At 58.9% G+C, this 15,056-nt stretch carries 12 protein-coding genes and 1 tRNA gene; 8 read left to right on the plus strand and 5 right to left on the minus strand.

What is annotated here, in order from left to right; genetic code table 11:
• Positions 1 to 284: 284 nt before the first annotated feature.
• On the minus strand, positions 285 to 1,076 hold the full coding sequence (locus tag RY831_RS29375; RefSeq protein ID WP_326509887.1) for a GntR family transcriptional regulator: 792 nt from the start codon (positions 1,074 to 1,076) through the stop codon (positions 285 to 287).
• A gap of 306 nt (positions 1,077 to 1,382) precedes the next feature.
• Between RY831_RS29375 and RY831_RS29380 the strand changes: the two genes are divergently transcribed.
• The 6 genes from RY831_RS29380 (at position 1,383) to RY831_RS29405 (ending at position 9,010) form a co-directional block, all read left to right on the plus strand.
• The gene (locus tag RY831_RS29380) at positions 1,383 to 2,372 is read left to right on the plus strand and encodes a malate dehydrogenase (protein ID WP_326509888.1); all 990 of its coding nucleotides are present in this window, start codon (positions 1,383 to 1,385) and stop codon (positions 2,370 to 2,372) included.
• Between the two features lie 176 nt (positions 2,373 to 2,548).
• A complete protein-coding gene (locus tag RY831_RS29385; protein ID WP_326509889.1) occupies positions 2,549 to 3,520 on the plus strand; it encodes an HpcH/HpaI aldolase/citrate lyase family protein in 972 nt (323 codons plus the stop codon).
• 57 nt (positions 3,521 to 3,577) lie between these two features.
• Positions 3,578 to 4,075, plus strand: coding sequence for a hypothetical protein (locus RY831_RS29390; protein ID WP_326509890.1), 498 nt, complete (start codon positions 3,578 to 3,580; stop codon positions 4,073 to 4,075).
• Between the two features lie 209 nt (positions 4,076 to 4,284).
• Entirely contained in the window at positions 4,285 to 6,999 is a 2,715-nt protein-coding gene (gene acnA, locus RY831_RS29395; protein WP_326509891.1) for an aconitate hydratase AcnA, read from the plus strand.
• A gap of 269 nt (positions 7,000 to 7,268) precedes the next feature.
• Entirely contained in the window at positions 7,269 to 7,496 is a 228-nt protein-coding gene (locus tag RY831_RS29400) for a hypothetical protein (protein ID WP_326509892.1), read from the plus strand.
• A 266-nt stretch (positions 7,497 to 7,762) separates the two neighbouring features.
• Positions 7,763 to 9,010, plus strand: coding sequence for a DUF2863 family protein (locus RY831_RS29405; protein WP_326509893.1), 1,248 nt, complete (start codon positions 7,763 to 7,765; stop codon positions 9,008 to 9,010).
• 133 nt (positions 9,011 to 9,143) lie between these two features.
• Here RY831_RS29405 and RY831_RS29410 read toward each other — a convergent pair whose 3' ends face one another.
• Both RY831_RS29410 and RY831_RS29415 read right to left on the minus strand, forming a co-directional pair.
• Positions 9,144 to 9,608: a CYTH domain-containing protein gene (locus RY831_RS29410; protein ID WP_326509894.1), complete on the minus strand. Its 465-nt coding sequence runs from the start codon at positions 9,606 to 9,608 to the stop codon at positions 9,144 to 9,146.
• 2 nt (positions 9,609 to 9,610) lie between these two features.
• The gene (locus RY831_RS29415) at positions 9,611 to 10,738 is read right to left on the minus strand and encodes a M14 family metallopeptidase (RefSeq protein WP_326509915.1); all 1,128 of its coding nucleotides are present in this window, start codon (positions 10,736 to 10,738) and stop codon (positions 9,611 to 9,613) included.
• 187 nt (positions 10,739 to 10,925) lie between these two features.
• On the opposite strand from RY831_RS29415, the gene RY831_RS29420 reads away from it, so the two are divergent.
• Positions 10,926 to 11,888 carry a Bug family tripartite tricarboxylate transporter substrate binding protein gene (locus tag RY831_RS29420; protein ID WP_326509895.1) on the plus strand — a complete coding sequence of 321 codons (963 nt, stop codon included), beginning with the start codon at positions 10,926 to 10,928 and terminating at the stop codon, positions 11,886 to 11,888.
• Between the two features lie 60 nt (positions 11,889 to 11,948).
• Positions 11,949 to 12,025: transfer RNA gene (locus tag RY831_RS29425), tRNA-Pro, on the plus strand.
• 446 nt (positions 12,026 to 12,471) lie between these two features.
• Here the strand turns inward: RY831_RS29425 and RY831_RS29430 are convergent.
• Positions 12,472 to 14,295 (minus strand): hypothetical protein, encoded by a 1,824-nt coding sequence (locus tag RY831_RS29430; protein ID WP_326509896.1) that lies wholly within the window; start codon positions 14,293 to 14,295, stop codon positions 12,472 to 12,474.
• Between the two features lie 5 nt (positions 14,296 to 14,300).
• Positions 14,301 to 15,017, minus strand: a complete 717-nt coding sequence (locus RY831_RS29435; protein WP_326509897.1) for a primase 1D-like protein — start codon at positions 15,015 to 15,017, stop codon at positions 14,301 to 14,303.
• Positions 15,018 to 15,056 lie beyond the last annotated feature (39 nt).

Below are 15,056 nucleotides of genomic sequence, written 5' to 3' on the forward strand. Positions count from 1 at the left end.
CTGCCAGTGGCAGACGGTAGTGCGCAATGTCCGCAAAGGTCATGACGCCATACTTCGGTCTATTTTGTGGCCGATTCTTATTTACGGCTTCCGACATGAGAAAACCTCCCTGAGCTTAAAAATCCCATAATTTTCGCCGATTTTTGTGCGGCACACCAAACACAATCTTTACACACGACAATTTTTTGTGCGGCAAGCGACCGTGGCGTGACTTGCGTCAAGCGGTCTGTGCCTGCCGATCTGCCGATACGCTGCCCGCCCGACCCGACTCCGCTCAACCCTGATCAGCTCAAATCATTCTGATAGTGGTGACGGTCAGTCAGATACAAGCCCCGGCGCACTTCCACCGGCTTGTCGCCATAAGTGTAGGAAACGCGTTCGACGCTGAGCAAAGGGGTATTCTGCGCGACATTGAGCAAGCTTGCAGTGGACTCGTCTGCGGAGACGGCACGGATTCGTTCACTGGCACGGATCATTCTCGTGCCGAACTCTGACTCGAACAACCCGTACATCGGCCCCTTGTATTCGACCAGGCGCTCGACGGTCAGACCCTTGAAGATCATGCCCGGCAGCCACAGTTCTTCCACAATGGTGGGCGCGCCGTCGAAGGACTGGACGCGCTTGATGAAAATTACGGAATCGCCCGACTTCATATCCAGTTGCCGCGCCACTTCTGCGGGCGCACGCAGTCTTTTGACTTCAAGGATCTTGTTGTCGGCATTGTGCGGTTCGCCGGCGTCCGGCATCAACCGCAAAAAACGGAATTGCGCACGTGCCTCATGGTGCGTGGCAACGAAAGTACCCTTCCCCTGCCGGCGAACCACAAGGTTCTCCGAAGCGAGTTCATCGATCGCCTTGCGTACCGTGCCCTGGCTCACCTTGAAACGATGGGCCAGTTCGACTTCGCTGGGGATGAGCTCGCCCGGCTTCCATTCACCGGATTGCAGGCTCTGAAGAATCAGTGCCTTGATCTGCTGATAAAGCGGACTGAAAGTAGGAGAAGTACCAGAGACGGAAGTCCCGGCGCCTGACGTGGGCGCTCCATTGACACTTAGATTGGACGTGGCGGAACTCATAACCGGATTTCACCACAAAAGCTGCCTTGCAGTCTAGCAAAAAGTGCTATGACATGTGTCTTATATAAGATATAAGATGAGATTGACAGATTGTAACAGCCGGCCTACACTCGCGAGCAATCTTTGCAAACCGATCATAAGAAAATCAGCGGTCGCAGCATGCCTAAACGTGCTTCAACGCGCTTGATCCCGGACAAGGACACCTCTGCTGTCTGACGTCGTTCGGCGGTATTGGTATTATTACAGGCTTGCAGAAATTCAGTATAAAAGTTTCGCCCATTTTCATTCCCACTTTGGAGATTCATCATGGCTAAAGCCCCAATGCGCGTTGCCGTCACCGGTGCCGCCGGTCAAATCGGCTATTCCCTGCTGTTCCGCATCGCCAACGGCGACATGCTCGGCAAGGACCAGCCGGTTATTCTGCAGCTGCTCGAGATCCCGGATGAAAAGGCCCAGAAGGCGCTCAAGGGCGTGATGATGGAGATCGACGACTGCGCATTCCCGCTGCTCGCCGGCATGACTGCTCACAGCGACCCGATGACCGCATTCAAGGATGCCGACGTCGCCCTGCTGGTCGGCGCCCGTCCGCGCGGCCCCGGCATGGAACGCAAGGATCTGCTCGAAGCCAATGCGCAGATCTTCACCGTGCAGGGCAAGGCGCTCGACGCCGTCGCTTCCCGCAACGTCAAGGTGCTGGTGGTCGGCAACCCGGCCAACACCAATGCCTACATCGCCATGAAATCGGCACCCAGCCTGCCTGCCAAGAACTTCACCGCGATGCTGCGCCTCGACCACAACCGCGCGCTGTCGCAACTGGCAGCCAAGGTCGGCAAGCCGATCACTTCCATCGAGAAGCTCTGTGTCTGGGGCAATCACTCCCCGACCATGTACGCCGACTTCACCAACGCCCTGGTCGACGGCCAGCCGGCAAAGTCGCTGGTCAACGATGAAGCATGGACCAAGGACGTGTACCTGCCGACAGTCGGCAAGCGCGGCGCGGCCATCATCGAAGCCCGCGGCCTGTCGTCTGCGGCATCCGCGGCCAATGCGGCCATCGACCACGTGCGCGACTGGGTGCTCGGCACCAACGGCAAGTGGACCACGATGGGCATCCCGTCCGACGGTTCCTACGGCATCCCGGAAGGCACCATGTTCGGCTTCCCGGTCACCACCGAAAACGGCGAATACAAGATCGTCCAGGGCCTGCAGATCGACGCGTTCTCGCAAGAGCGTATCAACCTGACACTGAAAGAGCTGATGGAAGAGCGCGACGGCGTCAAGCATCTGGTCGGCTAAGCCTGACTTCATGCGCTGATGAATGATGCATGCCGGGAATATCCCGGCATGTTCATTTATTGAGCCGCTTAACGTATATAACGCATTCTCAGCGCGGTTTCGACCCATTGATTCTGCGTTACTGCATTCTGTTACTGCATTCTCATTCCCCTTAACCACCGATGGATACGCCCAACATGCATCCTTCCGAGGTCTTATTCCAGGGCACGCACGTGCCGGCCGGCATTCCGGTCTGCGATCACTATGCCGGCTCCGAAAAGCTCATGCGCAAGTCGCTTGCCCTGCAACAAGAGCTTGGTCCCGTGTTCGATATCACCTTCGACTGCGAAGACGGTGCCAGTGCCGGCAGCGAGGAGGCGCATGCGCGCCTGGTGGCGTCGCTGATTTCCGGCGAAGAGAACCGCTTCGGGCGCATAGGGGCGCGCGTGCACGACTTCACCCACCCCTGCTTCGAACAGGACGTCGACATTATCTGCAGCGGCGCGGCCCAGCGGCTGGCCTACTTGGTACTGCCCAAGGTGAGCGGCGCCGCCGATGTCAAGAAGGCCATCACCGTCATCAACCGCCATGCGAAGAAAGCTGGCCGCGCCGACCTGCCGGTTCACGTGCTGATCGAAACCCACGGGGCGCTGGCGGAAGTCCAGAAAATTGCGGCGCTGCCGCAGGTCCAGTGCCTGTCGTTCGGCATCATGGACTTCGTGTCCGCCCACTACGGCGCCATTCCGGGCACGGCCATGCGCTCTCCCGGCCAGTTCACCCATCCGCTGGTCGTGCGCGCCAAGCTAGAGATGTCGGCCGCCTGCCATGCCCACGGCAAGGTGGCGTCACATAACGTGACCACCGAGATCAAGGACACCGCGGTGGTTGCCAATGATGCCACGCGCGCTGCCGGCGAACTCGGCTTCACGCGGATGTGGAGCATTCATCCCGACCAGATCAAGCCCATCGTGAAGGCGCTGTCGCCGCGCGGATCGGAAGTCAACGAGGCGGTCAATATCCTGACCGATGCCCAGGCCGCGCAGTGGGGGCCGATAAAATACAACGGCAAGCTTCATGACCGGGCCAGTTACCGCTACTATTGGACTGTCCTGCAGCGGGCAAAAGCGAGCGGCATGCCGCTGCCCGAATCCGCAGGTAGTCTGTTGTAGCACGCGCGACGCTTGACCGACTCCCCCAACCCGGCGCGCACTTAAGGGAATATTTGTATGAAAACCATATCCGCCATCGTCCTTCTCCTGACCGGGGTCGCCTTCGGCATGCCCGCCATCGCCGAAACTGCCGCACCGGCGCAGAAAACGAAGAAAGAGAAGGCGCCCGCCAAAAAACCTGCCTCCAAGAAAGCGGCGGCGGCCGCTGGTGCCGCGGGAGCTGCCGGAGCCGCAGCGGCGGACGGCGATGACAAGGAACCGGATGTCGCCGGCCTGACCGCCACGGCATTCGATTGTGAACTCGGCAACAAGCTGACCATCTACCAGATGGCCGACCAGGACCAGATCGCGCTGCACTGGAACAAGAGGCTGCACCACATGACGCGCGTCACCACCACCACCGGCGCGCACCGTTTCGAGAATACCAAGAAGGGCCTGGTCTGGATCGGCATCCCCGCCAAGGGCATGCTGCTCGACTCCAAGAAGGGCCAGCAGCTGGCCAACGAATGCAAGAGCCTGGAGCAGGTGCAGGCCAAGACCGCGGAGAAAGGCTGACCGGCTGGCAAGGCGGACAAGACTGACAAGGCCGGCCAGCCGGCTTGTCGGACGGCTCTCTTGGCGGCTCTCTGGGCTGCTTTTTTGTTTTTGTGCTGTTTTTTCGGCTGCCTTTCTGCCCCCGGTTTGACAGGGGCGCGGGCACGGCGCGCGGGGTTGGGTTAAAGTTGCAGGAATTCGTTCAGTTCTAATAATTTTAAGGAGAGGTTATGTCTCGCAATACTCTGAACACGCTCAAGGAATTTAAGATTTCCGGTTCCAGGAAAGGCAAACTTTACTCGCTGCCCGCGCTGGGAGAGAGCCTCGGCGTGGACGTCTCCCGCCTGCCGGTTTCGATCCGCATCGTCCTGGAATCGGTGCTGCGCAACTGCGACGGCAAGAAAGTGACGGAAGAGCATGTCCGCCAGCTTGCCAACTGGAGCCCGCGGGGCGCCCGCGTCGATGAAATTCCCTTCGTGGTGGCCCGCGTCATCCTGCAGGACTTCACCGGCGTTCCCCTGCTCGCCGACCTCGCCGCCATGCGCGGCGTCGCCTCCAAGATGGGCAAGAAACCCAAGAACATCGAGCCTCTGGTTCCGGTCGATCTGGTGGTGGACCATTCGATCCAGGTCGATCATGCCCGCGTCAAGAATGCACTCGATCTCAACATGAAACTGGAATTCCAGCGCAACAACGAGCGCTACCAGTTCATGAAATGGGGCATGCAGGCCTTCGACACCTTCGGCGTCGTGCCCCCCGGCTTCGGCATCGTGCATCAGGTCAACCTGGAATACCTGGCGCGCGGCGTGCACAAGAAGGAACAGATCTATTATCCCGACACCCTGGTCGGCACCGATTCCCACACCACCATGATCAACGGTATCGGCGTGGTCGGCTGGGGCGTGGGCGGCATCGAGGCCGAGGCCGGCATGCTGGGCCAGCCGGTGTATTTCCTGACGCCCGACGTGGTCGGCGTCAACCTGACAGGCCAGCTGCGCGAAGGCGTGACCGGCACCGACCTGGTGCTGACCATCACCGAACTGCTGCGCAAGGAAAAGGTGGTCGGCAAGTTCGTGGAATTCTTCGGCGACGGCGTGGCCTCGCTGTCGACCACCGACCGCGCCACCATCGGCAACATGGCGCCGGAATACGGCGCCACCATGGGCTTCTTCCCCGTGGATGACGCCACTATCGAATACTTCGAGGGCACCGGCCGCAGCAAGGAAGAAATCGATGCCTTCGAAGCCTATTTCCGCGCCCAGGGCATGTTCGGCACGCCGCGCGAAGGCGATATCGACTACTCCAACGTGGTCACGCTCGATCTCGGCACTGTCGCACCCTCGCTGGCCGGACCGAAGCGTCCCCAGGACCGCATCGAGATCGGAAACGTCAAGTCGAACTTCACCGAGCTGTTCTCCAAGCCGGTCCCGGAGAACGGCTTCAACAAGAAGCCGGAAGACCTGGAAACCACTTACGAAACCAGGGACGGCGTTGCGCTGCGCAACGGCGACATCCTGATCGCCGCCATCACCTCCTGCACCAACACTTCCAACCCGAACGTGATGCTGGCCGCCGGCCTGCTGGCCAAGAAGGCGGTGGAAGCCGGCCTGACTGTGCCTGCGCACATCAAGACCTCGCTCTCGCCCGGCTCGCGCATCGTGACGGAATACCTGGAAGCGGCCGGCCTGCTGCCCTACCTCGAGAAGCTGGGCTTCGTGGTCACCTCCTACGGCTGCTCCACCTGCATCGGCAACTCCGGCGACCTGACGCCCGAGCTCAATGAAGCCATCGTCGACAACGACGTGGTTGCCGCGGCCGTACTGTCGGGCAACCGCAACTTCGAGGCCCGCATCCATCCGAACATCCGCGCCAACTTCCTCGCTTCGCCGCCGCTGGTCGTGGCCTACGCGATCGCGGGCACGGTGCTCAAGGACCTCATGACCGAACCGATCGGCAAGGGCAAGGGCGGCCGCGACATCTTCATCGGCGACATCTGGCCGAACTCGCAGGAAGTCAACAAGCTGGTCGCCAAGTTCGCGATGAAGCCGAAGAACTACCAGTCCAACTATGCCGCCGTCCAGGCGGCTCCCGGCAAGCTCTGGCAGCAGATCAAGGGCATCGCCCAGGGCGACGTCTACAACTGGCCGAAGTCCACCTATATCGCAGAGCCGCCGTTCTTCGGCGACTTCGACATGGAGCCCAAGGCTGCCGCGTCCGGCATTTCCGGCGCTCGTGCGCTCGGGGTGTTCGGCGACTCGATCACCACCGACCACATCTCGCCGGCAGGTTCCATCAAGGAATCCAGCCCGGCCGGCAAGTGGCTGATCGAGAACGGCGTGATGAAGGCTGACTTCAACTCCTACGGTTCGCGCCGCGGCAATCATGAGGTGATGATGCGCGGTACCTTCGCCAACGTGCGGATCAAGAATCTGATGATCCCGCCCAAGGAAGACGGCTCCCGCATCGAAGGCGGCCTCACTATCCACCAGCCGAGCGGCGAACAGATGTCGATCTACGACGCCGCGATGAAGTACATCGGTGAAGGCGTGCCGACCATGGTGTTCGCCGGCGAGGAATACGGCACCGGCTCCTCGCGCGACTGGGCCGCGAAAGGCACCCAGCTGCTCGGCGTGAAGGCCGTGATCGCCCGTTCCTTCGAGCGCATCCACCGTTCCAACCTGGTCGGCATGGGCGTGCTGCCGCTGCAGTTCATCGGCGACGACAGCGTGCAGACGCTGAACATCACAGGCAACGAGACTTTCGAGCTGAAAGGCATCGAAGGTGAACTCAAGCCACAGCAGAATGCCACGCTGGTCATTACCCGCGCCGACGGCAGCACGCAGGAAGTCCAGCTGCTGCTGCGCATCGACACGCCGATCGAAGTGGACTACTACAAGCACGGCGGCATCCTGCCCTTCGTGCTGCGCCAGCTGCTCGCCGCCTGATCGGCGCGAAGTTCGGCACTCGAAGTTCGGCACCTCCGGTGGGCCAGATGAACGGCCCGCCGGCGGCGCCACGACCTCCGTCCTGCCTGCATCATCATTTCATCATTCCCGGATTGACAAAGATGTTTGCAAGGCAGCTGTAAGCATGTACGGCTATGCTTGCGCCAGGATAAGCTCATAAAGCTTGGTGCCAACCCGGCCTGCACACGGACGGCATGGCATTCCGATTCAACGATTCCAGCATTTGATAACCTGAAGGAGACCTTTCCATGTGGAAGATTTTTGTTGCATTCGTCGCATTCGCCCTGCTCGCGCTATTCGTCATCATGAAGGGCGGCGACAAGATCGACATGCAGGGCGAGGCCGCCGGCCATAACCCGACCGAAGTCCACGAGTCGGCATCGACGCCCGCCACCCCGGCCGCTCCAGCCGCACCTGCAATGCCGGCTGCGCCGGGAGCACCGACGCCCGCCGAAGCAGCGCCCGCCTCCAAATAAGCAAGCCTGCTCCAGGGAAAGCCGCATGCGCGTTCATGCGGCTTTTTGCTTTTTTCGGCCTATACTGCATGCATCGGCGGCACACTGAAAAGCTGCATGACCGAGGAGCCGCGCCCGTCCGCGGCATCGGAGTTTCGCGTCTTGCAATGAGCTTTATCGTCCCGCAGCATGACAAGCCTTTGATCCCTTTCCTCCCAACCCGCCTGTTTTGATGGCAAGCTGTTGAATCAACTACAATAATGTTCCCTTTTTGAATCAGGTTAACCATGCGTCGTATTTCCAAGAGTTCCCTCAACAGGCTATCGTCGGACAGTCAGCGTCTGGTCTCGCTTGCACAAGGAATGTCGCAGGCAGCCAGCAGAATGGAAGAGCGCATCTGGGAGCAGCAGCTGGATCAGCTGCTCCACAAGGCGCTCAAGGGAGCACACCAGGACAACATCGAAGCCGCGCTGGAACATCTGTTCAAGGCGGACTTGCCGGCCTATGATGCCCTGATGGAATCGGTGGAAGCCTGCAGCGAATCCTGCCTTGTAGAGCATGAAGGCACCACCTACCAGGCGCTCCTGATCGCCATACCCATACTGGCCTGGACCCGGTTCACCATCGCCTCCGGCCCGATCAGCGAAGACGTGCGCACCACGCTGTGCGCGCACGTGCATGGCCACCTGCTGGCGCCGGACACCCGGCTGGCCATGGCGCCGGCCCTGTTTTCCATCGACCAGCTGCCGCGCACCCACGCCGAAACCTACAGCCTCACGCAGCGCATGGCGCAGGCCGCCATCAAGGGAACCGCAGTGCGCGCGCAAGGCAACCCGCCGGAAACCGCGCCCTTCCTGGCCGATACCCGCTATTTGCTCGCCGCGGTCGCCGCTCCCATCGGTTCGCCGCTGTTCGGCTGGCAGGCCAGCCTGCATCCGAACGAGCGCGAGCGCGCATTCGAGCACTGGCGCAAGCAGGCCGCGCCGAACATCTCCTCGCTGCTGCCGGGCTGCGGCATCGAGCTGCTGATGCCCGAAGCCTATTACGTCGCCTGCCGCGAAGCAGACCGCGAGATCCGTCCCGCGTCGATTCGCGCGGCCGTGCACTACCTCACCTTTACCCTCGGCATCGAAGCCAGCGGACTGCGCGCCATCATCGGCAGCTTCAGCGAAGAGCCGAACGAGGAGCATGTCGATGAATACCGGATCTCGTTTACGCTGCGCCAGAATCCGGAAGTTATCTACGGCGTCGTCTGGCCGCTGTACGGCACCGAGGACGAAGACATCGCCGCCGTCACCAGCTTCGAATCGCTGACCACGCCGGAGCTGCTCGACACCGACGTCCGCACGCCGCTGGAACAGATCATCGCCCTGCTGCGCGCCTGCGGCATCACGCACATCAAGCGGCACAACGAGCAGTTTCCGACGGAGTTCTGTGACGACTGCGGCGCGCCGCTGTATCCGGATGCCGAGGCGGAGCTGGTGCATGCGGAGATGCCGGAGGATGCGCCGGCGGGCGCGGGGCATTTTCACTGACGGCAAGTCAGGCTGCCGGGTAGCGCAGGCCTTCGTGCCTGCACACTCGCCAACGCCTCCGAGCTCCCAGGTTCGACGAACAGCGGACCGAAATGCCGGAAGGTGGCAGCCCAAGCACCAACCACAAGCTCCCCTACCACCGCGAATATGGAAGCTTCAACAGATTAGAGTTGTAATACCGGGCATCCTCCGTCACCTCCTCCCCGACCCACTTCGGCTTGACGAACACCTGCTCCTCCGACTCCAGCTCGATCTCCGCCACCACCAGCCCGGCATTCTCGCCCATGAATTCATCGACCTCCCAGGTCATGCCCTCATGCACAATGCGATACCGAATCTTCTCGATGATCGGTTGCTCGCACAGCTGATCAAGAAACACCCGCGCATCCTCCATCGGCAGCGGATACTCCCACTCCCCGCGCGTCGCACCGGCTGACTTGCCCTTGATGGTCATCACCGCCCGATCGCCTTCGATGCGCACCCGCACCACGCGCTCCGCCTGCGAAGATAGATATCCCTGCCGCAGCAGCATGCCCTCGCCCAGCGATTTCCACTCTTCGCCAAGCACAAGAAACTTGCGTTCGATTTCCACCCCCATGGCTAGCTCCTCTCCAATGCATCGAGCATGGGCTGCAGCACCGCCGCCCCGAGCCGAGCGCTGCGCGCGCCGTTCCACCCGACAGCGGGATCGGGCAGATCGGCATTGTCCTTGAACGGCATCTCCAGCGTGAGCGAGATGCACTTGAAGGTATGCCCGACGTACTTCGACGCCAGCTGCAGCATCTCCTGCCGGTACTTGCCGGCCTCGTAGCCATGGGCCGTCTGGAAGTCGCGGCTGGCACGCACATAGCTGTCAATGAATGCCTGCTGCTCCGCCTGCTGCGTCGCGGTGAAGCCTTCCAGCATCTCGCAGCCTGCTACAAACACATACGGCAGCGTCTCGTCGCCATGCACATCGAGGAACAGGTCGCAGCCGACCTCATGCATCATGTTGCGCACTGCGAGTACTTCAGGGCTGCGCTCCGGCGAAGGCTGCATCCACTCGCGGTTCAGGTTGGCGCCGGCCGCATTGGTGCGCAGGTTGCCGCGCACCGAGCCGTCGGGGTTCATGTTGGGCACCACGTAGAACACCGCCTTCTGCAGCAGGTGCCGCGCATGCGGATTGTGCCGGTCGAGCAAGGCGTCAAGCATGCCTTCGACGAACCATTCCGCCATGGTCTCTCCGGGATGCTGGCGCGCGATCACCCAGATCTTCTTCCGCGCATCCGGATTGCCGATCACCGCCACATTCATGTCGCGCCCGTCGACCGTGCTGCCGATATCGAGCACGCGCGTGCCGGGCTCGGCCTCGACCCGGCCCAGCAGCCGCAGGTGCCGCTCCCAGGAATACGGCTCGAAGTAGGCGTAATAGATGCTGTCGCGCTCCGGCGCATGGCGAATGGTCAGCACCTTGCCGTCATAGCTGGTCGGCACGCGGAACCAGTTCTCGCGGTCGTAGCTCGCGACCGCCTGGTAGCTCTGCCAGCCGCCGGCAAACGCGGCCTGCGACGCATTCAGCAGCCGCATGGTGCACGCCTGACCGCGCGCGCCCTGCAGGCGAAAATAAAACCACTGCAATACCTCCGCATGGGAATCCTTGCGGAGATTGAGTTCAATGGCGTCGGGCTGCTCGGCGCGAATCACTTCAATTGCGCCGGCGTCGAATTGATGGCTGATCTTGATCGGCATGCTGTTCTTGTCCGGAAGAAGTCTGGGTTTGGTGGAGATCTGGAATGCGGAAGCGGCAAGGGCCTTCGACCATGGCACCCGGTGCCGGGCCACTATGAAAGTGCTGCCCGCGGCACCATGCATGGTGCTTCGAGGAGCAGACCCGAATGCTATCCTACGGTTCCGATTCTATTCCACAAACACGATAATGATCTTCCGCAAGCTTATTCTCGCCTCTCTGCTCCTGGCCGCCGCATCCGCCTCGATGGCCGACACCTGGCCAAGCAAGCCTATCCGCTTCGTCGTCGCCGCACCCGGCGGCTCCTCACTGGATGTGATTGCCCGCACCATCAGCGACAAGCTCAAGGACCGCCTGGGCCAGCCCATCGTGATTGAAAACATTCCCGGCGGCGCCGGCACCATCGCCACCGGCAACGTCGCCCGCGCCGCACCGGACGGCCATACCTGGGTAATGTCGTACAACGGACCGCTGGCCTACACCCAGTTTCTCACCCGCCTGCCCTACGATCCGCAGAAAGACCTGGTGCCCGTGATCCAGACCAGCTCGCAGCCCAACGTGCTCGCGGTCAGCGGCGATATCCCGGTCAAGACGGTCAGCGAACTGATCAGCTATGCGAAACAGCGCCCGGGCAAGCTAAACTATGCATCGGTCGGCAACGGCTCCTCGTCGCACCTGACGATGGAACTGTTCAAGACCATGACCGGCAGCTTCATCGTGCATATCCCCTACAACGGCGCACCGCCGGCCGCACTGTCCCTGCTGTCCGGCGAAACACAAATGCTGTTCTCCGTGCCGTCGGTGATCATGCCCCAGATCAAGGCCGGCAAAATCAAGGCCCTCGCCGTCACCAGCCCCGCCCGCTTCTCCCTGCTGCCCGACCTGCCCACCGTGGCTGAAGCCGGCCTGCCTGGGTTCGAATCGATCACCTGGAACGGCGTGCTCGTTCCCAAGGGTACGCCGGCGGACATCGTGCAGCGGCTCAACACCGAAATCGACGCCGTACTGAAGCAGGCGGACGTAAAGGCGCGCTTCAACAATGCCGGTCTGGACACCGCGGGCGGATCAGCGGATGCCTTCCGTGCGATGCTTGCCGCGGAAGCAAAGAAGTGGGAGCCGATCATCCGCCGCACCGGCGCAAAGATCGACTGAAATTTCCTGCACGGATGCGTGGCGGAAATCTCAATGCCTCTGTTATAATTCGGCCTTCGTCGGGGCGTAGCGCAGCCTGGTAGCGTACTTGCATGGGGTGCAAGGGGTCGGAGGTTCGAATCCTCTCGCCCCGACCAATAAAATCAAAGACTTACGAAAAGCCGCCTTGTGCGGCTTTTTTGTTTCCAGCAGGCCGTGTCCGGCAGATGTCCGGATTATTGGAAACTTCGGCAAGCACAGCCCCCAGCTCTTGCATATTGAATGTTGGTGTAATCGGTTCACGCAGAGCACGAAGTGCGTATTCCCTTAATGGCCGATTTCAAAATATATCCACAAAGAAGCTGACCGCGCTCACATGCAGGAACGCCGAGCCCAACGACATGCCCTACAACTTCACCGATAGGGCCAACATCTTCCTGCTCGTCCAGCCGAAGGGTGCGCGCTACGCGCGCCTCAAGTATTAGTACGCCGGCAAGAAAACGCTGCTTGCGTTGAGGAGAAATCCCCCCTATTTTTGTTTCTCACTCAACACTGAAATTTTTCCAATATAAAGCAGCGATAAATTTTGCCGAATTATTTATAATCAGTTAGCGCAGGACCGAAGACCGCCGTCGACCACTTCAATTCCCGCTGATCTCGTATCTTTCAACTGGGCGAGTAATTCTCGAATTCTATTGGAATGGGCGTTATTGGACTGATCGCCTATGCCCAAAGCGTCTGGTCTATACTGACAAACACTGATTCGCTTAACGCCTCGCGCTATGGCCCAATCCAAGGACGTTTGCAGGCGTTCTTCCCATGTTTCTATTGGCACAGGACCAAATCCCCATAACAAATAGAGGCGCACAGTGGCTCCCGCAGCATGTATCTCTTCAATTGCGAAATCGAATAGCGTATCCACATCGGGGCGCCCAAAATATGGTATCGAAAAGAAGTTACCTGCCGATTGAAACCCCATAGCTACAGTAAGCTCGTCAACCTTACTCTCCTTTACTACTGCTTCGATTTTTCTGCGAGTTACGAAGCGTGGTATAGATTCGACAATAAGCCTCCTAATACCATACTTGGAGATGGTTCGGCATACTTCTAATAGAGTTTCATCCGGCACTTCTCGTTCGTTTAAAAGATTCCCGTCGTTATACAGTGCAAGCTCATCAGGTTTATATCTGGTAAGCGCATCATCCACGGTAGCCACAAAATCACCACGGGGCAAAGACCGGCCATAGGACGGCAAGTGGCAAAAGTGGCACGATGGTGTTTTACATCCGCCCGTATTTACAATCAGTTTCAGCCTACCGTTCTCATACTGTGCCCATCGAGCCCCGCTTATGTTTCCCATTGTCGGCACAATCCGAGCTGCATGGCGTACTACCTTTGCCCGGGGTTCATTTTCCATGTGAAGTTTAAAGATTCGGGCCAACAAGTCGTCCGTAACAAATAATCTTGTTGGCTGCGGCAACCACTTGTCGGCACTGAGTAACTTAAGTTGAGTCTCCATCCAAGACCCCGTCGGGCCGTTGACCAGCATCGCCAGCGAATGTACCCGCCCTTTCAGTGAGTCAGATAACGAGTAGCCGGTAATTTTCTTAAACTGCTCACTTCGGTAAAGCCTGGAGATGTTGCGCCGCAGGCTCAAAAATTTCACTGTGTCCTCCAATCCCCCAGGAGCAAGCGCGGTAATGTAGCTCGTCTGCATCAGCGGGCTTAAACCCGAACGCTGAACTGCATTGCGAAACTCATCCAACAAGCTTCTATGTGAGAAAATGCGCTCCCCATACTGGTCAATCAAGGCACATGCGAGTGCTCTTGCCGACTCATGCGCTAGGAGTCGTGATAAAAGGGGATACGCATCGCGGTCGATTGCGTCATTAACCGATATCAGCCGTTGTACACATTCTTGATGATAATCACGTCTTAGGTTGATACCTTGGCGGCTCCAGTAGAGATTGACACTTCGGCTCCATAGTGCCTCGCATTTAGTATCCGACCTTAGTAGGGGGAATGACTCGGCAAGCCAATAGCCCCACTCGACGTCTCGCCATGCCGTGGATAGCCATTCAGTACTGACGACGTTTAGGTCTATTTGCAGTTCGTGTGTAGAGTGACGGCAGTAGTAATGGTGTTCATCTGGTGGCATTCCAGGATCGACAACAATTAGGTCAAGATCACGAGCGTCTTCTAACCGCGCAGCGCTACCAAAGAGAAGGATCATGCAACCGCTCACGCTCGTTGCGTGCGCGTGCTTCGTCACCGCGTCACGTAGAGCTCTTCGCAGTTCCGCTGGAGAACAAAACAGAGTGGGTAGTGAAATGGCGTCTGCTATCCACTCGGCCCAACGATCGATGCGGCCGCCGCCTTCTCTGATTCCGAGATGCGAGATATTACGATTGGTGTCATTGGTAGACATGTGCATCACGAATTGATGTGAGCTGCGACTGTTGGATACTGCTTAGATGAATTTGCTGAAACTCGCAAGGTACAAAATCCTCTCAACAAGTGATGAGCAACGTATTTTCTGTCAACGATTGGTCCAAAGAAAAGACTCCTCACGAGGAAATGTACCAACTCATCCTTGTCCACTAATTGTGTCCCGATAATATGGAACGATTTCCCAGACCGCATGATTACGGCACCGGAGGGCAAAATGTACTTCGCAATAGCAACAGTGGCCCGAAATCCGGGTTCGTCTGCCGCTGCTCTCATATCTAACATCGGATAATGCAGTAGTCTTCCGTCACGGAGGACTACTTCCGAAAGAATGCCTGTACTCTCTTTTTCATTTGCTGCTTGTATAAAGTCTTCCAAACCGTCTTTCAGAATGGCCTCCCGGTGAACGGGAATACGCTCTATATGCATTGGATTGTGGAGACTAGCTTCATTGAGGATCGTCTCTGTAAGCCCCTGCCTTCCAACAGCTTCTAACATTAATGCATCCCAAAACGGCATCTGGGCTTGTTTAGAACGTGCGTCTGCAAGACGGCTCAACTGGTATTCATAACTTTCTACTGGCAACCTGTCCTGCAAGAAGCCGTTCCGCTTGTAGCGATAAAAGTGTAATGTTTGCAACTCCGGTCGAGCTTCCACAAGCTCCTTCCAGAATCTCAAGCTATCAATGGTGATGTCGAACATTTGATCCGGTTTCAAAGTAAGGCTTTAATGTCACAAGGG

Origin of the sequence: Noviherbaspirillum album, assembly GCF_035916955.1 — a bacterium.
In the GTDB taxonomy this organism is placed as follows: domain Bacteria; phylum Pseudomonadota; class Gammaproteobacteria; order Burkholderiales; family Burkholderiaceae_D; genus Noviherbaspirillum; species Noviherbaspirillum album.

Excerpts from the sequence above, each read along its gene's own strand:
- RY831_RS29430 (WP_326509896.1), bottom strand. The coding sequence starts at position 14,295 with ATGTCTACCAATGACACCAATCGTAATATCTCGCATCTCGGAATCAGA.
- RY831_RS29410 (WP_326509894.1), bottom strand. The coding sequence starts at position 9,608 with ATGGGGGTGGAAATCGAACGCAAGTTTCTTGTGCTTGGCGAAGAGTGG.
- RY831_RS29385 (WP_326509889.1), top strand. The coding sequence starts at position 2,549 with ATGCATCCTTCCGAGGTCTTATTCCAGGGCACGCACGTGCCGGCCGGC.
- RY831_RS29420 (WP_326509895.1), top strand. The coding sequence starts at position 10,926 with ATGATCTTCCGCAAGCTTATTCTCGCCTCTCTGCTCCTGGCCGCCGCA.
- RY831_RS29400 (WP_326509892.1), top strand. The coding sequence starts at position 7,269 with ATGTGGAAGATTTTTGTTGCATTCGTCGCATTCGCCCTGCTCGCGCTA.
- acnA (WP_326509891.1), top strand. The coding sequence starts at position 4,285 with ATGTCTCGCAATACTCTGAACACGCTCAAGGAATTTAAGATTTCCGGT.
- RY831_RS29415 (WP_326509915.1), bottom strand. The coding sequence starts at position 10,738 with ATGCCGATCAAGATCAGCCATCAATTCGACGCCGGCGCAATTGAAGTG.
- RY831_RS29435 (WP_326509897.1), bottom strand. The coding sequence starts at position 15,017 with ATGTTCGACATCACCATTGATAGCTTGAGATTCTGGAAGGAGCTTGTG.
- RY831_RS29375 (WP_326509887.1), bottom strand. The coding sequence starts at position 1,076 with ATGAGTTCCGCCACGTCCAATCTAAGTGTCAATGGAGCGCCCACGTCA.
- RY831_RS29380 (WP_326509888.1), top strand. The coding sequence starts at position 1,383 with ATGGCTAAAGCCCCAATGCGCGTTGCCGTCACCGGTGCCGCCGGTCAA.
- RY831_RS29405 (WP_326509893.1), top strand. The coding sequence starts at position 7,763 with ATGCGTCGTATTTCCAAGAGTTCCCTCAACAGGCTATCGTCGGACAGT.
- RY831_RS29390 (WP_326509890.1), top strand. The coding sequence starts at position 3,578 with ATGAAAACCATATCCGCCATCGTCCTTCTCCTGACCGGGGTCGCCTTC.